We start from the raw sequence: 20,229 nt of genomic DNA on the forward strand, positions 1-20,229 counted from the left end.
CAGAGGGTCGTGCGGGCGCTACTGCTCGCTCTCGTCGACTATGAGCTATCGAAACTCCCTGAGCGACGCCCAGATCCGGACTCGGAGACCGTGGAAAAGCTGATGCAGATCATCAACGAGGCCGCCGAAGATCACACCGAAGTCGGCGACTTGGTCCGGGGAATCCTGAAAACTCAAGACGCCGATGTACTGGCCACGGTCGTCTCCGGACTCGCGGGGCGACTACCCGCGCGGATCGAAGCGTCGCTATCGATCTCCAGCAGTGTGACGGTCAACCCGTGGCAGGAGGTCGTTCAAGTTACCGTTCCTGCCGTCACAACGGGTGGATTGATGGCTGCTGCGGCACGCGCAGGGTGGGTTGCATTGCGCAACGTACCGGCGATTCTCGATGTCATCGTGCGGGCAACCACAATCAAGGCGGAGCGAGCGGCCCGGATCGCAGCTTTGGAAGCGGAAGCGTCCATCCACCAGAACGAGGCGCTGCTGGAGATAATCCGAACCTCGACAGAGGCCGCAGCCGCTCGACGCTCGCTCGAGGCGATCTTGGACGTGTCACCCGATATCGCCAGAGGGATTCACGTTCAGTCGATTACCGATGAAGAGGCGAACGAACGACGACATCGCCTGCTACGAGCTGTTAGACAAGACGCGGAGCCATCCGATAGTCCATCTCGAGCACCATGACTACTGCCAGTATCGGCTGCTAGGGGCAGCGGCGAACGAGCGGTGCCATTGTTTGGTTCTGGCGCGAACAAGCGAGTGACTCGGTCGCCGCAGGCTGTGGCGTTGGGTCTCGGGATACCTTTGGCCCATCATCGAACGTGACATGATCGCATAGGCACGCAGACCGGAGGGGGCGCGGTGCGACGAGGTGATCGGCCGGATGGTGTTGCCGCGGTGGCCCATATGACTGGGTTGGCGATCGATGCAGCCCTGGTGCTGCACGCACTAACCCATCGTTCCTTCGCGTACGAGCACGCCGGGCAGGTCCGCAGTGAGCGTCTGGAGTTCCTCGGCAGTGCCGCCGTGTCGCTGGGAGTCTCCGATGTGCTGTATAGCAAAAGCGGTCACCTCTCCGAGGGGGAGCTGGAGAAGCTGCGTACGGCGGTGATCAACATGCATTCGGTCGCCGATGTCGCGCGCCGTTGCGTGCCTGGTGGCTTGGGGCAATACATACGGCTGGGTCGTGGTGAAGCCGCTACCGGCGGGCGGGACAAGGACAGCATTCTCGCCGGTGCGTTGAAGGCGATCGTCGGTGCCGTCTACCTGCAGCACGGCATGGATACCACATCGCGGTTGGTCGCACGATTATTCGAGCAGGCGATAGCAGCGGCGACACAGGACCCCGGCGGTGGTCCGGATTGGAAGACGAACCTGCAGGAGCTGACGGCAAGCCAGCAACTGGGCATGCCGGAGTACACGGTGCGGGATCGAGGGCCGCAGCATGAGCGGCGGTTTACCGCCACGGTCTTGGTGGGCGGCGCAGTCGTAGGTGAAGGAGAGGGCGGTAGCAAGAAGCAGGCTCAGCAGTATGCCGCGCAACAGGCCTGTGCCACTCTGGGTAGCGCGAATCTGGGCTAGCCGAACCTACGCCAGAATGCGATAATCGGCGTTGTCCTCGCCATCTGTCTCTTCTCTGTGGGGGTGGCCGCTACACGGCCACTGTTGTAGAGCTCCGCGCAGCTGGCGTTGTTTCTTCCCATGCCAGGAGAACAACGCTGATGTCTGCACCTATGGCTCTGTTGTCGATCACCTCGGTAGCCTTTGCCGTCTCGGTTGTCCTACGCACGTCGACCGATGCATTCACGATCCTTCTCGCGACGGTTGTCGCCTTGTTCACGCGTGAACTTCGCGCCCGCCGAGCAATATCCGTCTTGCGGCTGCTGCTCGACGCTCGCGCGCCCCGGCGATCACGCATCCACCGTGCGCTGAGCAGGGCTGAAAGTCGTTCGACACCGCCGCGACCATGATGACGTCAACGGGATGCCGAATACCGCAGACGGCGTTCACAAACCGCCACTGCGTTGATCACGGTGTGTGCGCCAGAACGCGCCAACTGCCTGGCTACAACGACCGAAATGACAACTGGTAGACAGCTGTTTGTTGGGATCGGCCATGGAAGTGGCCTGGCCACCGGTGATCTCGCGAGCGGTGTCGATCAGAACACCACCGGCGAGGGGTATCCGGATTCGGTGATGCGTTGGCGACAGGCTTCTTTCATGCGTTCGGCCGGTTCGTCGGTGCTAGCGTAGTTATCGACGCGCACGATAGGTCGGTCGGTGACGCCGTCTTCGGCGCCACCGATGCGGCGAACGAGGTTGTAGGGCAATGGTTGTCCTTGCCGCTTCGTCACTTGACCGTCGGCGCGATCGGGCTCAGCAGCGTGATGAGCACTTCGTACACGTTGAGGTAGGCGGGCATCACAGGCCCTCGATCATGTGCAGGAAGTCGGCCATGACATGTTCGGTTCCAATATCAAGGCACAGCTGCTCATCTCACGACCCGAGCGTTGGCAGCAGCTGTGGTCCGCGGTGGACGAGCTGCTTGCCGAGGAGCCCAGCCCCTGGAAATTCGCACCCAGAATGCCGACGGTTCTCTGTGCATGCCCTACGCCGTCTACAGCGACGCCGTAGGTCACGTCCAGCACGCGTTGTACGAAGTTGACGCGATCGTGGGGTTCGATTGGACGAATTGGGACGGTATCCGGCGATATCGAGGCGGCCGGGGTCTGGCCGATGCTTCGGTCGCCGACGCCTGCCGAATGCTGACCGCGATAACGCGGGCCGAGCGATTTAGCGACGGAACGATCGGGCACGCACTCGACGACGGCACGTTCCAGGCAGCCTTGCTGCGCCTTCGCAGGTGGTACGAGGGCATAGCGACGATCCACGCCGAGCACATTCACGCGCCACCAGGCCAGTCGTGGGTCTCGCGACGCGTCAGCGCGTTCCGTCGGTTCCAGGCGGTGCTACGAGAGTGAGTTAACGGTTCGCTTCGATGCCGACGCATGCCGCGACTCGCACGTCTCGAAGCGGCCAGACGCCACATCCCGAAGATCAACGGCCCGAGGTCATCTCGGACCATTTGGTATCGGCGGAACGTCCGCGGCCACCGAATGCCAGCAGCGCCGGGATTCCACCTCGAGCCTAGAACTGTCTGCTGTGGCGACGAATTCGGGGCCTGCACACAGATGCGCTCGGTACACACCCACACCCCGGGCGGACGAGGTCGGGACAGGGGCCGGTAGAGGTTACGGGATGAGTTTCAGACTGGCGGCATACGCCGTATGCATCGAGCAGGGACAGGTTCTGCTCGCCTGCCACGTTCCACCGAGTGGCGAAATCAGCTGGACTCTTCCGGGTGGTGGGGTCGAGCACGCGGAGGATCCGTACGATGCGGTGACCCGGGAACTCGCCGAAGAAACCGGATGCGACGGGATCGTCGAACGCCTGCTCGGCGTGGACTCGAGGATGATTCCCGCTGCCGCCGCGCGTGCCGGTGCCGAGCACCAGAATGTCGGCATTTTCTACCAGGTGCGCGTCACCGGCGGCCAGCTCCGGCCTGAGCCGAACGGTGAAACGGCTGAGTCGATCTGGACTCCGATCCCCGATGTAGCCCGCCTGCGCCGATCTTCACTTGTCGATATCGGCCTCAACCTGGCTCGAACGGTTCCAGCGACCGGCCACGTTGGTCCCGTTCCGGTTGGTGGCTTGATCCAGCACTGAGACAGCGCTCCGCAGTGGCCACAGCCAAAGCGCCGCTGGAGGATAAGCTCAGCAGCCGCGTTGCGCCGTCGAATGCGGCGGTATCGTCGGAAACCCCGATCGGCGCGCTTGCCGACCGCTGGCGAACCAGGACCGAACGATCGAACCTACCCTCGAATACCAAGCGCCGATACGGAGAGATCTCGATCTCCACATCACGCCGGAACTCGGCAAACACGATCGGCGAATGCACCAGCGCGGGCCAGTCCGGGAATTCAGAACTTGTCAGGGAACTGGGTGATGATGCCCTGGCTGAGGGTGTCGGCGAAATCCATCATGTGTGCCTTGGCCTCGTCGAACTTGGCGGTCCCGTCACTGTGCCTGCCGCCGATGACGGCGGCCGCGTAAGCGACGGTCTGGTCGATGTGAATGCTCATCGCCTCACGCATGTCCTGCTGCGACCAGTTGGGGTTGATCGCTGCGAGGAAGTCGGCGATATCTCGAGCGTTGGCATGCCACTGCGCGACTACCGTGTCGAGTGCTGGCTGGTAGCCGAGCCTGGCGGCGGTCAGGACTGGCACAGCCTGCAAGATGTGGATAGTCAGCAGGCTGGTGAGCTGCCTTGCGACCTCCTGGCCGTAGTACGGCGCGAACGCGTTACCGATGTCTACCTGATTGCGCAGCAGTCGGTCGAGACGAGGCGGCAGTGCGAGCGGGTCGTCGGCGAACGCGACCACGACCGCCCAGGTCCCGTCCATGTGCTGACCCCACAGCGTCCGCATCTCGGTGGAGAGCTCGGTTTGCGCTGTCGCGGCGGGCGAGGCGTGCAACACCTGCGCCGACGCGATTGCCACAGAATTGCACATGGGGAGAAAACCGCCGGTCAATGCGAGGGCTGCCATCGTCGCCGCAGTGACCATGCGGTAACGAACAGTGTGCTGGATTGGCATGATGGTGCCTTCCTGAAAGAATTCACCGTGGTCGGGCCTGATGCGCCGCCGACCTGCACTGGGTTCTATCCGATAGCGGCTCAATTTTACTCCGCAGCCTCGCTGAAGTGCTGGAATGCCTCCCAGCAAAGTGCGACGAAGGTCCGAAACGTCGCCGCGAATTCACCACTGAAACCGCGCCCATTCGGCGCCTCCGCCTCCCTCGACAGCACCCCAACAGCAAACCATCCCGGATTCATCTCCAGCAGGTAACTGGAATTATCTCCAGATGATTGCTGCCACGATGGCCGCCAACCCAGGCCGAGCGGACTGTCTGCTCGGCCTGGGTTGGGTCGGGTTGCACACAGAGGCGGACAGGCTCCGCCGCCCGATAGGGCCTCCCCCTTTTCGCGTAGCGGCTCCGAGGTCAAGGGTGGCCGTCAGGCCATCGGCGCAGCCGACGCCGGCAGGCACCCCTTGTCGCTGGAGGACCGCGGAAACAAAATGCAGGCCGACCCACCACCCGGGCCACGCGGACGGCGGCCGCCGCATCGACACGCCGTCGCTGCTCTCCTCGGGGAGAACACGTTATCGCCGAGCCGATGAAACTGGATGGGCTGGTGCAGTCGCTGGGCGGCGAGGAGGCGACGATGAAGAAGATCATAGAGAGCGTTCAGGGCGTCCCGGACGGTGTGTACAACGGGTCGAATCCTCTGGTGCGCACGATCAACGCCGAAGTGGCAATCCGCGAATGTACTTCTCGACAGGATATTTGGTCGCCGGACCGTCGCCGATCAGCGGCAGTCGCACCGGCACAGGCAAGTGCGGGGCCTGCCTCCAGAGATCCTGATGGATGTATCCCCGTGCGAGGGTGTCCGGCCACAAGTAGTTCTCTGATTCGACCGTCACCACGGCGAGGAGTATGACCGAACAGCTCTGATGCGCGTGGTGGCGGGCCCGCACAGCGCTGCTGGAGCGGGTCGGCGACATTCGTTCGTTTCGCACAGAAACGGAAACCACGCCCGGTCGCGGGGGTAGTGAACATGAAAACCCTTGCCCACGTGGTGAATACATGTGCATTGTGATGGAGTGCAAAAGCTGTTCGTGGTGTTGTTCGCAATCGTGGTTGGACTCGGGACCGTTGGCTGCAAGCCGGACGAAGCGACCGATACCGCGAAGGATGTCACCTGTCAGTTGGTGGAGCCCGTCGTGGCGGCCGTAGCGACGAAGCTCCGGGCGGGAGCGACGGTGACCGCGGGGCTGATTGTGGCCGCCACCGGGATCGCACTGAGTGCAGCGTGTACTTACCTGCTCGACCGGCTCGGCGCAGCCCCGGACGAGGAACACGATGTGGTCCTGGAAAGTGGCAAAGGTCTGGAATCAGCCAAGATCAGCGGAAAGACCTTCATCAGTGTGACAGACAAGTGGTGCAACACCACTGGCGGCTGCACCGGCTACGACCGCTGCCCCACCGACTGGGTATGTCTGTTCACCGGCAGTGAAGGCACGGGCAAAATGTCGCTGTTCACCACTGGTTCGCCCAACCTGGCCGACCAGCACATCGACGCCGCAGCGATATCGGTGTTCAACCGTACCGGCAAGATTGCCACCCTGTACGCCGCTCGCGACTACCACGGCGAAACCTACACGGTCGCGAAGACAGCGAAGGGTGATCTACCTGCCGAGTGGCGGGGGAAAGCTCGCTCGATCATCGTCGGCACACCGAAGACATCGAGCACGACCGCGACACGCACCAGCCCTACCACGACGAAGTCGACCACCACCCGCACCACCTCGGTCACGCCCTCGCCTGGGGCGTCGACTACGCGCTGACTACGCCGCGCACGCTCGCTGGCCTGTTCGGTAAGTCGTCGCAGATCGGTGCCTGTCGTGGATTCTGTAACGTCAATGGTGATGCAGCCGAGGGGTTCCGCACCCAGGGTGAACGCCGGTGCGGAACCCGTCGGCGTACTGATTACTCGACTGCGCCGACCACCATCTGTCCGGTGATCTTTTGGACGAACAGGCGCGGGTTGACGTGCCCGTCGGCGCGGTGGCGTGCGCCGTGCTCGCTGATTGCGACGTTGACGCCGTGGCCGTCGATGGCGCTGTAGCGTTCGGCGTCACTGTCGTCGTCGAGGACGGACAACAGTTCCCCGCCGACGAAGAGCCGCCAGCTCCGGGCTACACGAACTCCGCGCCTCCGACCGCAACAACCCGACGATGCTTTTGCCGCACCCGGCGCGCTCGGCCAGAACCCGCACCGGCACACCCTGGGCTTGCACGCCTCACGTAATGCTGTCCGGGACTTCAACATCGCCCGATAGACCATCCCGGCCTCCCTCCAGTGTCCTCCTACCCAACCGTCCCACAACGGGTCTCGCTTTCGGTCTACCAAACTGAGCAATGTCGCACTGGTAACCGCGATAGCGCGGGGGCCAGTTGCAGATCATGCGCCGAAGTCTGACCTCGGACTCTGTTCCCTTACCCCCGGCCAATACGGTTCCGGCCTAGAAACACGAGCCTGGCGGCCCATCCCTGGCCAGAGGCGAGAAACCTCACCCGATGTGTACGAACCGCCCATCACAGGCTATTGTTGATCAAGTGCGTGACATGTCACGCCAAGCGTCGTAGATCGCATTCGCTTCGCAACCAGCGCTTGCCGCATCCGCTCTTCATACGGCGATCGATTTTGCCCATTGGCAATCTCGCCATTTCGTGCCCCGGCGCGGACCCGGAAGGTCCACAGACGGCTCGGGCACCACCTGATGCCCGAAAGGCACCGCAACACCTATGAGTTCTGCTGACATTTCTTTTGCCGCGCTCGGCGTGAGCGCACCGCTGGTGAAGGCGTTGACTCGCGCCGGGATCACCGAACCTTTTCCGATCCAGACCGACACCCTGCCCGATTCGCTGGCCGGACGCGACGTGCTGGGTCGTGGCCGGACCGGCAGCGGCAAGACGCTCGCCTTCGCCATCCCGATGGTCAACCGTCTCGGCGGCGGTCTCGCCGGTAGGCGCGCACCGAGCCGCCCGACCGGCCTGGTGCTGGCGCCGACTCGGGAATTGGCCACCCAGATCACGGCCGCGCTGGAACCCCTCGCCGCGGCCTATCGCATGACCGTCACCACGATTTTCGGTGGGGTCCCGCAGAACCGGCAGGTCCGGGCGCTGCGCGCCGGTGTCGACATTGTCGTCGCCTGCCCCGGCCGGCTCGAGGATCTGATGAACCAACGTCTGATCTCCCTGGATGCCGTCGAGGTCACCGTGATCGACGAGGCCGACCACATGGCCGACCTCGGGTTCCTGCCAGGCGTGACCCGCATTCTCGCGGCCACCCCGAATGACGGTCAGCGCCTGCTGTTCTCGGCCACCCTGGATAACGGCGTCAACAAGCTGGTCAGCCGCTTCCTGCCGGATGCCAAGCTGCATTCCGTCGATGAGGCGAACTCCCCGGTCGCCGCCATGACCCATCACGTTTTCGAAACCGCGAGCGTCGAAGCCAAGCGCGAGGTCGTACACCGGCTCGCCTCCGGCTCGGGTCGGCGAATCCTGTTCATGCGCACCAAACATCAGGCTCGCAAACTGGCCAAGCAACTGACCCTCGCCGGAATTCCGGCCGTCGATCTGCACGGCAACCTCTCGCAGGGCGCCCGCGACCGCAACCTCGCCGTCTTCGCCGCCGGTGATGCCCTGGTGCTGGTGGCGACCGATGTGGCCGCGCGCGGCGTGCACGTCGACGGTGTCGAGCTGGTCGTGCACGTTGATCCGCCCGCCGAACACAAGGCGTACCTGCACCGTTCGGGCCGTACCGCGCGAGCTGGCAACTCCGGTGAAGTGATCACCCTGGTGCTGCCCGGCGAACGACGCGACCTGGCCGACATCATGCGCAAGGCCAAGATCACTGTGACCCCGCAACGGGTCACCGCCGATTCGCCCGTGGTGGCCGAACTCGTCGGCACGATTGCCCCATTCGTCGCGCCCTCCTACAGCGAGCGGGCGGCACGTGAAGACGACCGCCGCAGCAGCAGCAGCAGCGGAGCGTACCGTAGCAGTGGCGGAGCGCGCAGGGGCAGTGGCGGACCGCGCCAAGGCAGCGGTCGTCGCAGCGCGGCGCATGGTCAGTCGCGCGCCAAGCCGCGCGCTCACTCCGCGCGCGGAACGGCCGCATAAGGCCCGTTTTCGGTCGCTCCCCCAGACGAGCCCATGCCGAGATCGCCGAATCGCTGAGCATCGCCGGCCAACTGCCAGGCATCGAATGCTGGTGAACGTGGCTGATGACGCCGGTACTGACGGGCAACCCATCGAGTGCGAGGCAGTCGCGCCTGATGGGTTGCCGTGCGATTGCGTAGCCGGGAAATCTGCGGGCGTGGCCAAGAGGAACACGCCGGGACACGACACTTGGACCTTTCCGATCCAACCCGGCCATCTACCCCGCGCCCGGCCCCGCGGCTTCGACCGCGCGAACGGCCACCGATCCTCCCACACAGCGAATCCAACTCCGCCGCAACAACATCCAACACCGCGCCCAGCACACTACCGAACCGAGTGCCGTTGCAGTACCAGCCCCGAGAGAACGCGCGGCCATGCCGTTGAGCGGTCGGTGGGAGGTTTCCGAACTATTGTCCCGCAACGGAACTCGACCTGTGGCCGAACGCGCCCACATGCCGATTCCGGTTTTCGGATGCGCCAACGACGAACACTCCGGACGTGCACGTAGTGCGGAAAGTCTCGACGTGCCGCACCGCCCCCGTGCGAGCTCGAGATGCCGTCAGTCCTGTGTCGACGAGGGCGGTCGGCGCGGTCCTGCTTCGGACACGGCGGCAGCCTCACTCATCAAAGGAAAGCGATACGAGGTCATGAAGCGACACCGATGCTGCAATCCGAAACACGCGGTAATAGCCGATTACAGGATCCCTCTCGGCCTCGACACCGCCCGCTCCTGACCGCCGATAGACGTGCCTGTCGGATGCTGCCGCTACACGGCACCACAGGGATTTCGCCAGACCCATCGCAGGTCAAAGCGCCCGGCCAAGACCGCGGTTCGCGATGTTCATTTCCGAGCATCACTCGGCTCGAAGTCCTGGTGTCGGTCGGCGGACGTTATCGACGGCCAGAGGCACCCAGTGACCGCCCTTATTCGCCCGCGCTCTCGTCTTTACCTTTGCCTTTACCCTTGCCTTTGCCTTTACCTTTACTACCTTTACTACCTTTGCCCCCGCCCTTGTCCTCATTCCCGGCACCGCCCGTGCTGCCGCCATCGTCGGAACTCAGCGGCGCAGAGGGCCCGAAGACCTGCACGGGTTCGACAGCACCGGCCTGATTCCCGAAGTCGATGCCCGTGCCCGTGGCACCACTTCCGGGGGTCGGCTCCCCCGCCTGCCCTTCTCCCGGTCCCGGGTCCAGCGCCTGGGCGGTGGCGACGCCTGCGGACAGGACGACAGACAGGATGCCGACCGCGGCGGCGGTCGCGATTTTGTGAGTCACCGTGTAGCCCTTCTCGTGCCGGAAGTGGACATGCCTGATCAACCGATCCAGCCTAAAAGCGGGCAGGAGCCACGTTCCTGATCCTCAGTCCTGCGGCGATTCCCGCTACCGGTCTGCTGTGCTGTCCGGCGGGGAAAGCGTCGCGAGCCTGGTCGGGTTGAACATCCGCCCTCGGGAGGGAACCGCCAGTCCAGCCCCGCCGAAGCGGTGTCGATAAACGTGTCGAAGGGTATGGAGCTGCGAGGTGGCATCCCGCCCGAACGAACGTCTTTCTATGCCGCTGGTCGCGCTTTCCGTATACGAGATGGATTGCAGCTCGCGCCGTCCTGTCCTATCCGACTGTGCGCTTTGCGCTGAAAGGTTTTGGAAGGCATGCGAAGTCCAGGATGACCCGGCCCCCTCCAGCAGCTGGAACGGTCGGCTGCCCTCTGGCTACTGTTGATCCGCATGTCGCACACCGGGATCGACATCACTGCGGAGTTGGTGCGGCATCTGCTGCGTGAGCAGCACCCCGACCTCGCTGACTACCCTGTGCGGCTCGGCGCACGCGGCTGGGACAACCAGCTGTGGCGGCTCGGCGATGACCTCGCCGTCCGGTTGCCCTGCTCCGCGGACACGCTGCTGCGCAAAGAGCACACCTGGCTGCCTGTCCTCGCCCCGCACCTTCCTCTGCCGGTTCCCGTTCCCCAGCGGCTCGGTGAGCCCTCCGAGAGGTTTCCGCGCCCCTGGATCGTCACCACCTGGGTGCCGGGCACGCCTGCCGACCGCGCCCCCGTCACCCACGCCACGGAAGCGGCCACCACCCTGGCCGCCTTCCTGACCGCATTTCACCAACCCGCCCCCGAACAGGCACCCACCGGCCGAAACCGCGGAGGGCCGCTGGCCGAGTACTCCGAGGGGTTCGCCAAGCAGCTAGCCTCGGCCACGGAGCTGGGGCTGATCCCCGATCCAGACGCTGTCCGCGCGGTCTTCGAAGACGCCGCCGCCGCGCCCGACTGGGCCGGACCGGCGCTATGGCTCCACGGCGACCTGCATCCAGCAAACGTCCTGACCGCGGAGGGCACGATCTGCGGCGTGATCGACTTCGGCGACCTCTTCGCGGGCGATCCGGCTTGCGACCTCGCTGCCGCGTGGATTCTGCTGCCCGACGGTGCCGCCGAGCGCTTCCATGCCGCCTACCAGCCGACCCCGGACACCGCGACCCTGCGTCGCGCCCGCGGATGGGCGGTGCTGCGCGCCCTCAGCGGCATCTTCATCGCGGACGCCGGTGTCCACCGCCGCCCCGGCGGCAAGCCCACATGGGGCCCACCCGCCCACGCTGCACTGCGACGTCTCACCGCATCGACTCACCGCTGATCAATCGCTTCCGTGCAGAGGGAGCGGATTCCATCGGTCAGGCCATAAACAGACAATCTCGAACACCACGATCCGCGCGTTCGGCCGCGCACAGTCCTTGGCCAGCAGTCCATCTCGCGAAGACGAGTATCGAGCGTCTGCTCCGGATACAGACTCAGCCGGGGTTTCCGCAGTACTCGGTTGTTCGGGACCATCGCCCGACTTGGGGTTCGATTCCGCAGTATTGGTCTGTCCGGTGCCATCCGCCGGCCTGCTTCACAGCGGCGCCGATGGCAGGACGCGGGCCGGACGGCGCCCGCCGCGGATCCATCCGAGGTTGGCTTGTCCAATCGGGCGAGGCCTGGTGCCGCTGAGCGCGCCGTCAGCACAGCGTCCAGAAGAGGGCCGTCCGAGCGAAGGTGACGCCCCGAACGGTCCACCCGAATCCAATGACTTGGTCGCGCTGGCGGATTCTCCGTAAAGCGCTGTGGCCCAGTAGAATTGGAATGCACAAGACCGGCTAGCACCGGGAATTGATATCTACGGGAGTACAAATGAATAGTTGCGTTGTCGCGCGCGTGGTCGGCGGGGATGCCTGATGCCGCGCGAACGAATCAAGCCCGGACGGCACGGGAAGATCACCGTTACAGTCGTTCGGGATGCAGCCGGAAAACCGATCCGGCACGTAGCAAAGACCAGACTTCGCGACCTCGACGGCGCCCTGCGGCAAGTGGAGGCGGTCGGGCAATCTAAGTCCAAGGCCATAGCAGCACTCGAGGAAAAGCTGGCCCGGCGGGTCGCGCCCTCGAAGTCCGAAATCACGGCGGATACGCTCGTGCACCGCCTCGTCGAGCGATGGCAGATAAAGGTCGAGCGCTCCAAGCTATCCGCGAACACCAAACGCCGATACGGGGAGATACTGGACCTTCACATCGTCCCCAGAATCGGCAAGCTGACCATCGCTGAGTGCACCACTCAGGTGCTGGAAGGGTCACTCGAAGACATCGCCGATGAAGTGGGCAGGCCGACCGCGAAACTCACGAAGACCTGCTTATCCGGAATGTGGACGCTAGCAAGCCGATACGGCGCCAGTGCCGGAAATATCATCAAGCTGCTCGCACCGATCCAGGTCGAAGACAAACCGGTTGTGGCATGGTCGCTCAACGAGGTGCAACGCATCCGAAGCGGGCTGTGTGGTGACAAGCGCGCTGTCGCGAACGGTATCGCCGATCTGGTCGATCTCCTCTTGGCCACCGGATGCCGCATCGGCGAGACGATGGCGTTGAAGGGGAAGCACCTCGATCTCGACGCCACTAAGCCCACTGTGCTCGTTGAGGGGACCGTCGTGCGTACGCGGCGGGGGGATGATCATCCAACCGCATCCCAAGGGCGGCCCGAACGGCAAACGCCGACTGCTGCTACCTGAGTGGGCCGTAGAGAGACTGACCACCCGCCGTGACTTGATCCGCATGAGCCCAACGATCTCGTGTTCCCATCCCGAGGAGGGACCTTGCGCGATCCTCGCAATGCCCGCAAGCAACTACAGCGGGCACTCGACCGCATCGGCGCCACGGGAATACCCCAGAACCCCCATGCGGCGCGCAAGACCGTCGGCACGCATCTGGCCGAAGACGCCGACGGCGGGCAATCCGGTATCGGTGTCGCGGCCGCCCAACTCGGCAACACCGAAGCGGTGACACGAAGGCACTACGTCCAACGCACCCATCAAGGCCCGGACGCCCGGAATCGCTTCGCGGCCTTCGCTCTGCCGGATGAGCAAGACGGGACTTCCACGACGAGCCGAACATGATCCTCGAGAGTGACCAGCGATGCCCAGCGTCGGCCATCATTGGCTAGCAAACAACCAGCTCCCGATGCCCTGGCCGGGCAGAGTGTCGGAAGCTGGGGGGAGCAGCATGTGCCCGCAATTTGAAAAAGGTGAGTAAGTGGTGACCTGGGTGGTTAAGGCACGACCCAAACACCGACTGCAATCCCCCTGACCAGGGGGTTTGTGGGGCGGGCGGGGCTCGAACCCGCGACCAATGGATTATGAGATCAAACACTCCGAACAGTGTCCTGTCCAGGCGAAACCCTGGTCAGGAGGAAGCAAACCAGCAAAATACATTGCTGTCGAACAACAAGCGTTGCGATCTTGATGTGGTGCACAGTAATGCATCGGGTCGACTGGCCGTCTTCACCCGTTGCCGCGCCACGAACCCGTAGTCGGTCGCTAGGCCGGAGTACCGTTCGGCGTCGCGGCCAACCGTATTCGTGCCCAGGCGTCCAGCACGGCGGGGTATCTATTTGTCCTCAAGTTTGTCCTCAAGGCAGATGTCCAGTGTCGCCGTCTCTCGCGATCGACCACGATGATGCCGCCTGGCGGCGATGCGGTACATGAAGCCCGATGGCCCGGCTCCACCAACTCGCCCTGCACCTTCTACCAGTTACTTTTGCTGATTGGATACGTCAAACGTCAAGTCGGCGGTATCCGGATCACCCTTATGGTAATCCACCAGATGCATCTTCACCCCGCTCATGGACGAGTCGCGCATAACATTGAACTGACCAGACAAGTGTGCCACGCGCTGAGTCTCATCGAACAAATTTCCTATAACCTCCACGCTTATGGAGTTGTCCATCATCCAAGTAGGCCTTATTATGAATTCCCCCTTTGTGTCGCCGACCTGAGCTATACCAATTATTTCTTGATTGGGAGAGCTTGGACTCACGAGAACTTTGTCCGAGAAATCGACGTGCTTCCATTTGTCCTTTCCGACTGCCTTGAAGTCTTTTATGGAAATTTTTCCGCTCACTTCCACTAGCCTGAAGAATTCAGGAGGAACATTAGCGAGAGTCATTGGAGTCAAGAATATATCGGGACCGACTCCATGAAAATGTTCGTTGTTCTTATCTGCATGATGGTGCAGATGGCAGATAGACCAAAACACGATATCCGTGTCAATGCACGGATCATTTCGCACGAAGGAGAGCTCATCCATTTCCTTCTTCGGCCAATCCCGGTCTTCCTCCGGCCTGTATCTACGCACATATCCATCTATGCCAGAAAAGGGCGTGGGGCCTATGACCCCCTCGCTGGAACCTGGCTCGGGAGGAACGACAACAGCTTGAGCAGGATTGCGAATGGCCGCGACCGTGGGCGGCTGGGTGCTCGTGATTCGATACTCGATCATCCTGCCAAAAAAGCTGTTAACTACAGACCCCTCAGTATTTATATCAGCAATAAGATCGTTCCCGAACATCGACTGATGGTGAACCGACACTCGAGCTACTTCTGGAGAGCCGAGAGAGAAGTCAAATCTCCAATATGGATTATGGTCGTGGTCTATATTGCAGGATAATCCCTTGCTATACACTCGAGGTTGTATCATCCCGTCGTTGTGCAAGGTGTATTCCTGCTTAATGTGATAGGCGCCGATACGTGCGTACACAGAAGTCTGAAATACGTCTTCACCATTCACCACAACGGGCTCTGCGCGAAGATATCGCATACCCTCGTGTTGCGTATCCTGTTCTTCTAGGTGATAGGGGCCGACAGGTAATGTTACAAAGCCCTCTGCAAACTCTTCGGTATCCCAAGATATTCGATCATTGTAGGGGCCGCATCCACCCCCCAACTTCGGGGCCAGAAGCCAATCCTGATCTTCTGTATACTTTACCCGAATTACAGGTAGGCACAGCTTGTTGAACATTTTCTGACCTCGAAAGTACCCGTCTAGCAGGCAAAGCCCCTGGTGACCGAATACACCGCAGTCAAAGAACCAGTCTTGCCATTTCTTATGTAAGCTGCTGCTCTCACTCATAGCGACTTCCTGACATGTCTAGAGGCTTGATAACCGATTGGATTCATTCGGGGCGCATCGACATTTCGGCCCCGATCCCGAAGCGATAACAGACTGCAGATTCAGGTCAACTATGGCGCTATATAGCACTGGTAGCTCACGCATCGGATCATCTTGCTCGGTAAAGATTACCAAGATGCATCTATGCCCCTGGCTCGGCCCTTCTGATGGGACCTGCAGTATCCCGTGAGTCGCAAGTCCATCAATCCGCCCCAGAAGGCTTGGGGCTGCGCGTGCTATCGCTGCAGCTTGGGCAATTTCGATTACAGATTCTGGATGTTCATATGGACTTCTTTCTTCCATCGAGACCACTTCTTCATCCTCAACAAAGACCTCGACTAGGCGATTTACCGTGTAGTTGAAGATCGCAACCTGGATCGTGTGTGGTACGGATCGATGAGATCTTCTTCGCGCAAATGGCTGGCAGCTCAAGACTTGCCAGCGTCCCTCAAGGTATTCTTCGATGTCGGGATGACAAAGGGCAATTTCAACGCTGCGTTGAAGGTCGCGCGAACTGACGTACCGGTCAGAAGAGACTGAAGGGATTGAACGACTGGCTGTCGCGCCTTGGAGCCGGGGCGGCCAGCCAGCTTCGATATCGATCGTCCCGGACCCGTTCGGTCGTTGAGCTTGAGAGCGGGATACCTGTGCCGCATCAGCACGTGTTGATTTCTGGAGTTCGTCTATGGAGGAGACCATCATTGCTCCTTTATTTAGGGACAGAGTTCACTACTGGCCTGAGCAGGCGTTAGTCAGATTGGCCTGTTCGACTTGTGGGCTGTACACGCGGCAGCGATTAATAGAATCGGATCTGTATCTGCTGCGGCGATGCACCGGTGGTTAGAATCCCTAACCCTTCGTCCCAGCCCTTAGGTCCGCATCGCGGCGCCCGGTGGATCGTTCGCCGGCCCCTATATGCTGCGGCCATGGACCGGTCGGAATACTTCTCGGCAACGGCGGCAAGCCCTCCCTCGGCATCTCACCAATCCAGTTGACCGGCGACCAGGATGACCAACCCCAGCCTCATCTACTTGAGGGAAGAGCGCAGGTTCCAAAGACCTACCATCCCCAGTTTACACCGACGACGGCCTGCGCCATCCGGGCTGGCGCGGCCTGTACAACGACATGAACCCCAGCGAGGTCGGTGTACCCACATGAACCTGATCATTCGCGGCCCGGTCGGCCTTCGAGCGTGACCTTGTCGACGGGCACGGGCGCGGTGATGAGGCAGGCTTATAGCCCGGATTCGGACTGAAGTACTAAGAGGTTACCTGCGCGTGGACCTGCATCCCGACCACCCTCCTGTTGTGGTCCTCCACCTCGGGCCACCGCGGCCCCGCCGCCGCGCTATCAACCGTCTGTAAGTGTTTGTGGTGGCCGGCCTCGGGCTGGCTGGCAGGGTGGTGCTGGTCCTTCAGGCCGGGCGTGACTCGTGAACCGTCTGACCCTCTTTTGGGGGTGTCATTCCCGGGAGGTTTCCGTTCGGTCTGGAGGTCGGCATCGACCCGGCCCACCACGATGGCTTGATCAGAAGCCTGCCCGACCGAAATCGGTTGTGGCTCCTTACAGATTTGCCTCGTGGTGATCTGCACCCGGGCCGGCGCCGGTTACGACGTCCGCTCATCGACAGGAGACATCGTATTGTCCATCGTGGCAGATCACTACCGATTCGTCGTCGGTGTCGACACCCACTCCGCCACACACAGTTACGCGATCATCGAGTGCCCTTCGGGCGAGTCACCGATGAATCAACCTTCCCGACCACCAGCACCGGGCTCGAACGCGCGATCGGATGGCTGGCCCGCCGCACCGACGGTGACGTGGACGGTGTCCTGATCGCGGCCGAGGGCACCGGTTCCTACGGGGCAATCCTGGCCGATCGTCTCGAACGGATCGGCTACCGGGTCGTCGAGGCGCCGACACCATCGTCGAAGCGGTTGCGCGACAAGGGAAAAACCGATGCGCTCGACGCGTTGACCGCAGCCCGCTCGACGTTGATCACACAGCTGGCAAGCTCTGTGATCGCCGCCGCGGCCAGGTCCGGGGCTGGAACTTGCATGCTCGAAACCGCCACTGTCGCATCTGACTTGACCTACCGCATTGAGCCGTGCCCTGGCGCGCGAACATGCCAGGTGAGGCGAAAGAGCATCGAGGGTCCGGCGATGTCTCGGGCCCACCGGCAACGACGACGGGCTCCAGACCCAGGAACACTTGCTAAATCAGCATGCCCTGATATGGCGAATCTTTAAGATGATCTAAGGCTTCCCCGAGACCACGCCGTGACTTAACTTCACGTCCGCCGCTATCAAGCAAAATTCTGTTTCCCGGTGGGGTTTCATCTCCGAAATTAAGAACGAAAACTGGACGACCTCGTTTCAGTGCATCGCGCCCAGCCGCCAATGTACCGCCTTTTTCTCCAGCCTCAATAACGATTAGAGCCAGACCGAGGCCGAAAATAACGTGGTTTCGAGCCATTGCAGAGTATGAAGCCCATGGTTGCTGAGGATGAAACTGCGATACAACCAACACACGCTCCGGGTCGAACTTCTCGGAGAATTCCCTTTTAACCCTAAAGTGGTTTACCCCCTCTGCGAGAACGATGATCGTCCGACCGCCTCGTTCAAGGGCGGCGAGATGAGTCTCGGTGTCGACGCCCTTAGCATAACCTGAAACAACCGTGAGGCCGCGGTCGCTTACTTCCTCGCCGCACGCACGCGCGGCCTTGATGCCTAGAGAGCTAACCTTTCTGGAACCGCACATTCCTGCACCAGGTGCACCAAGGAGAGAGAGATCCCCTGTGCAGAAAAGTACTGGCACGATAGGTCGTCCATTAAACACGAGGGAATTCGGGAATCGCGGATCGTCCGCGCAAACAGCCAGAATTTTTCTGTTGCTTAGGTCTTCGGACTGTTTGTGCAGAGATTCCTGGGTTCCTCGATCCAAGGCCCGCCACGCACCTCGGAGCAGCTCAGGGTTCGGGTCGAGGAGGGCGCGCGTTATCTTCTGAGGCGTTTTGAACACCTCAAACGCCACAAGTGCCCGCAGGTTGTCTTCCCGGCTCACAGTGGCTAACTCCTCATGGTCTTGGCACCCGCCAGCCCGTACACACGTGACGCCCCAGCCATCTTTGCGACTGCAGCAACCGCTTCGGCCGTGGCACCGCTTCGTATCACATCGTCAACGATTACACATGGGTGTGACAACTTCTCTGTGATGGTGAACAAGCCATCCAGACTGTACCCCCGGTTCTCTTTCCTAGAGGCTCGGGCGGGCCCATTCGTTCGCACAAGCCGCTTTCCGGTGGCCTCGGCAACCGATGCGGCGAGCCACTCGCCGACGCTCTTGCCATCCCCTTTCGACCCCGGAACCGAGACGACGCATTTAGCCGAGTTAAGCGCGGGATGACGGTTGATGGTATCGACGAGGAGTGTTACCAACTGGCTAGCCGCCGATTTGCGTACATTTGGACTATAGATATAGTATTTCATCTTGTTCACGAGGCCACCAGATTCGGTGTTGCTCCAATTTCCAGAATCCCCGTCGTCGGGGATCTTGTACCAGTCTAGCGCAAGCGCTAAATCCAGAGGAGAATTTTCCGTTGGCAGCATCAATCTCTGGGTTAGAAGATTAATAAATGGAGGAACTTCAGCTGGAATTCCATTCGCCCAATACAGGAGGTGATTGTACAAGTGTAACTGATCTGCGGGAACTAGAACAGGATTGTAGAGTCCACGGAAGCAAGCCTCTATATGCCGGAGCGGTAAAGACGGACTGTTTAGATACAGCCATCGGACAGCTAGTGAAGTATCCGCCGAGTTGGCGTAAGCATGCTTCAGTACCCGGCACGGCCTCTCGGCTCCCGCTACCGCCATACGAATGGCTCCTCGTCGCTTGTGGATCATCGTCTACAGCTAGATCAACGGTACAGCGCCGAGTCGGATGACTTGGGGCACTGACACATTCGGCTCAGCACGATCGTGCCCACGGCCATTTGGGCGCGCGCCACGCGAGCCTCAGTATCCGGGCCTGGTGGAAACAAGGCGGCATGGCGCCTGGCGCCGCCGGACGCCCGAGGAGCAACCCTCGGCCGTTAGATACCGGACTCCGCCGGTTGGAGATGCGATTGGTGGTTCGCGACACCGACGAACTACCCCAGCTGTCGGCACCAGTCTCACGAGACAGCACAGCTAACTCGTGTGGGTCGCGGGGTTGCTTTCGTCGGTTTCATTGGGATGCCGTTTCGGGTGCGAGCGAGTTACCCGACCGGGGCATGCTGGCAGTAAGACGTTTGGTCACGAAGGATCTGGACCGAGCTGGGCAGAGAGATCACTTCTCCGCCCCGGCTCGTTTTAGGCCAGCATTGCACAAGCACCCTGCCTCGGCTGTCGAGGTGCGTAGGGACCGATTCGGAACACGACACGTGCCTCTATCGACGGAACCAACGGCTGATGTAGTGCGTCCAATCCGGGTATGAGCATCGATGAGTTCATTCGGGCAAGGCTCTGGGAGGACGAGGCCGCCGCATTGGCGAGTGGCGGCTATATCGACAAGGCGCGGGAACTGCGAGAAACGTTGGGCAAGCGGCACATCCTCACCACGGCGTTGATGCGCAGCGGAGGTGACCTCGAGGACTCGATGCTGCGATTCCTTGCCTACGCCTGGGCCGACCACGACGACTTCCAGCCGGAGTGGACGTTGTAGAAGGTCGGGCATCAAGTGGTTGTGGGCGTGTTCTTCGCCCACTTCGCGAACCGGCTTCCGTGCCGATGGATGGGACGGAGAAGCCGCGTGTCTCGCCGTAGAAGTCGTAGAGGCAGTCCAGGCACACCACCGCGTTGGCGTATCCCGGGTCAAAGATGAATCCGGCATTCTCAAGTACCCGTCGCTTGCACTCGATGCACCGGTCTCGGAATC

At 61.7% G+C, this 20,229-nt stretch carries 17 protein-coding genes; 11 read left to right on the top strand and 6 right to left on the bottom strand.

The window, feature by feature from the left end:
- Window positions 1-9: 9 nt before the first annotated feature.
- Window positions 10-684: a hypothetical protein gene (locus ACIBG0_RS15435; protein WP_397032899.1), complete on the top strand. Its 675-nt coding sequence runs from the start codon at window positions 10-12 to the stop codon at window positions 682-684.
- 222 nt (window positions 685-906) lie between these two features.
- On the top strand, window positions 907-1,581 hold the full coding sequence (rnc, locus tag ACIBG0_RS15440; RefSeq protein ID WP_397032901.1) for a ribonuclease III: 675 nt from the start codon (window positions 907-909) through the stop codon (window positions 1,579-1,581).
- Between the two features lie 577 nt (window positions 1,582-2,158).
- On the opposite strand, the gene ACIBG0_RS15445 is transcribed toward rnc, so the two are convergent.
- A complete protein-coding gene (locus ACIBG0_RS15445) occupies window positions 2,159-2,353 on the bottom strand; it encodes a hypothetical protein (RefSeq protein WP_397032903.1) in 195 nt (64 codons plus the stop codon).
- 168 nt (window positions 2,354-2,521) lie between these two features.
- Here ACIBG0_RS15445 and ACIBG0_RS15450 point away from each other — a divergent pair, with 168 nt between their 5' ends.
- Together ACIBG0_RS15450 and ACIBG0_RS15455 are read left to right on the top strand one after the other, a co-directional pair.
- Window positions 2,522-2,980, top strand: a complete 459-nt coding sequence (locus ACIBG0_RS15450) for a DUF6508 domain-containing protein (protein WP_397033406.1) — start codon at window positions 2,522-2,524, stop codon at window positions 2,978-2,980.
- 277 nt (window positions 2,981-3,257) lie between these two features.
- Window positions 3,258-3,725, top strand: a complete 468-nt coding sequence (locus ACIBG0_RS15455) for an NUDIX hydrolase (RefSeq protein ID WP_397032905.1) — start codon at window positions 3,258-3,260, stop codon at window positions 3,723-3,725.
- A 254-nt stretch (window positions 3,726-3,979) separates the two neighbouring features.
- Here the strand turns inward: ACIBG0_RS15455 and ACIBG0_RS15460 are convergent, their stop codons facing one another.
- On the bottom strand, window positions 3,980-4,654 hold the full coding sequence (locus ACIBG0_RS15460) for a hypothetical protein (RefSeq protein ID WP_397032906.1): 675 nt from the start codon (window positions 4,652-4,654) through the stop codon (window positions 3,980-3,982).
- Window positions 4,655-5,722: 1,068 nt separating this feature from the next.
- Here ACIBG0_RS15460 and ACIBG0_RS15465 point away from each other — a divergent pair.
- Window positions 5,723-6,466, top strand: a complete 744-nt coding sequence (locus tag ACIBG0_RS15465; RefSeq protein WP_397032908.1) for a peptidase inhibitor family I36 protein — start codon at window positions 5,723-5,725, stop codon at window positions 6,464-6,466.
- 142 nt (window positions 6,467-6,608) lie between these two features.
- On the opposite strand, the gene ACIBG0_RS15470 is transcribed toward ACIBG0_RS15465, so the two are convergent.
- The gene (locus ACIBG0_RS15470; protein ID WP_397032910.1) at window positions 6,609-6,782 is read right to left on the bottom strand and encodes a hypothetical protein; all 174 of its coding nucleotides are present in this window, start codon (window positions 6,780-6,782) and stop codon (window positions 6,609-6,611) included.
- A gap of 644 nt (window positions 6,783-7,426) precedes the next feature.
- Here ACIBG0_RS15470 and ACIBG0_RS15475 point away from each other — a divergent pair.
- Window positions 7,427-8,806, top strand: coding sequence for a DEAD/DEAH box helicase (locus ACIBG0_RS15475; protein WP_397032912.1), 1,380 nt, complete (start codon window positions 7,427-7,429; stop codon window positions 8,804-8,806).
- Window positions 8,807-9,769: 963 nt separating this feature from the next.
- Here ACIBG0_RS15475 and ACIBG0_RS15480 read toward each other — a convergent pair.
- The gene (locus ACIBG0_RS15480) at window positions 9,770-10,162 is read right to left on the bottom strand and encodes a hypothetical protein (protein WP_397032914.1); all 393 of its coding nucleotides are present in this window, start codon (window positions 10,160-10,162) and stop codon (window positions 9,770-9,772) included.
- 405 nt (window positions 10,163-10,567) lie between these two features.
- On the opposite strand from ACIBG0_RS15480, the gene ACIBG0_RS15485 reads away from it, so the two are divergent.
- From ACIBG0_RS15485 to ACIBG0_RS15495, 3 genes are all read left to right on the top strand, one after another.
- Window positions 10,568-11,476 carry an aminoglycoside phosphotransferase family protein gene (locus ACIBG0_RS15485; RefSeq protein WP_397032916.1) on the top strand — a complete coding sequence of 303 codons (909 nt, stop codon included), beginning with the start codon at window positions 10,568-10,570 and terminating at the stop codon, window positions 11,474-11,476.
- A 577-nt stretch (window positions 11,477-12,053) separates the two neighbouring features.
- Entirely contained in the window at window positions 12,054-12,881 is an 828-nt protein-coding gene (locus tag ACIBG0_RS15490; protein WP_397032918.1) for a hypothetical protein, read from the top strand.
- 84 nt (window positions 12,882-12,965) lie between these two features.
- The gene (locus ACIBG0_RS15495; RefSeq protein ID WP_397032919.1) at window positions 12,966-13,265 is read left to right on the top strand and encodes a hypothetical protein; all 300 of its coding nucleotides are present in this window, start codon (window positions 12,966-12,968) and stop codon (window positions 13,263-13,265) included.
- A gap of 634 nt (window positions 13,266-13,899) precedes the next feature.
- Here ACIBG0_RS15495 and ACIBG0_RS15500 read toward each other — a convergent pair.
- A complete protein-coding gene (locus ACIBG0_RS15500) occupies window positions 13,900-15,276 on the bottom strand; it encodes a hypothetical protein (RefSeq protein ID WP_397032921.1) in 1,377 nt (458 codons plus the stop codon).
- Between the two features lie 1,760 nt (window positions 15,277-17,036).
- Between ACIBG0_RS15500 and ACIBG0_RS15505 the strand changes: the two genes are divergently transcribed.
- Window positions 17,037-17,564: a transposase gene (locus tag ACIBG0_RS15505; protein ID WP_397032923.1), complete on the top strand. Its 528-nt coding sequence runs from the start codon at window positions 17,037-17,039 to the stop codon at window positions 17,562-17,564.
- Here ACIBG0_RS15505 and ACIBG0_RS15510 read toward each other — a convergent pair.
- The gene (locus ACIBG0_RS15510) at window positions 17,530-18,378 is read right to left on the bottom strand and encodes a DNA-processing protein DprA (RefSeq protein WP_397032925.1); all 849 of its coding nucleotides are present in this window, start codon (window positions 18,376-18,378) and stop codon (window positions 17,530-17,532) included. The genes ACIBG0_RS15505 and ACIBG0_RS15510 overlap by 35 nt on opposite strands.
- Window positions 18,379-19,785: 1,407 nt before the next feature.
- On the opposite strand from ACIBG0_RS15510, the gene ACIBG0_RS15515 reads away from it, so the two are divergent.
- Window positions 19,786-20,016 (top strand): hypothetical protein, encoded by a 231-nt coding sequence (locus tag ACIBG0_RS15515; RefSeq protein ID WP_397032927.1) that lies wholly within the window; start codon window positions 19,786-19,788, stop codon window positions 20,014-20,016.
- Window positions 20,017-20,229 lie beyond the last annotated feature (213 nt).

The sequence above is a fragment of the Nocardia sp. NPDC050630 genome (genome assembly GCF_044457245.1).
GTDB lineage: Bacteria > Actinomycetota > Actinomycetes > Mycobacteriales > Mycobacteriaceae > Nocardia.

Bases quoted from the DNA above. Each gene is read 5' to 3' on its own strand.
- ACIBG0_RS15460 (WP_397032906.1), bottom strand. From the start codon at position 4,654: ATGCCAATCCAGCACACTGTTCGTTACCGCATGGTCACTGCGGCGACG.
- ACIBG0_RS15475 (WP_397032912.1), top strand. From the start codon at position 7,427: ATGAGTTCTGCTGACATTTCTTTTGCCGCGCTCGGCGTGAGCGCACCG.
- rnc (WP_397032901.1), top strand. From the start codon at position 907: ATGACTGGGTTGGCGATCGATGCAGCCCTGGTGCTGCACGCACTAACC.
- ACIBG0_RS15490 (WP_397032918.1), top strand. From the start codon at position 12,054: ATGCCGCGCGAACGAATCAAGCCCGGACGGCACGGGAAGATCACCGTT.
- ACIBG0_RS15500 (WP_397032921.1), bottom strand. From the start codon at position 15,276: ATGAGTGAGAGCAGCAGCTTACATAAGAAATGGCAAGACTGGTTCTTT.
- ACIBG0_RS15515 (WP_397032927.1), top strand. From the start codon at position 19,786: ATGAGCATCGATGAGTTCATTCGGGCAAGGCTCTGGGAGGACGAGGCC.
- ACIBG0_RS15455 (WP_397032905.1), top strand. From the start codon at position 3,258: ATGAGTTTCAGACTGGCGGCATACGCCGTATGCATCGAGCAGGGACAG.
- ACIBG0_RS15485 (WP_397032916.1), top strand. From the start codon at position 10,568: ATGTCGCACACCGGGATCGACATCACTGCGGAGTTGGTGCGGCATCTG.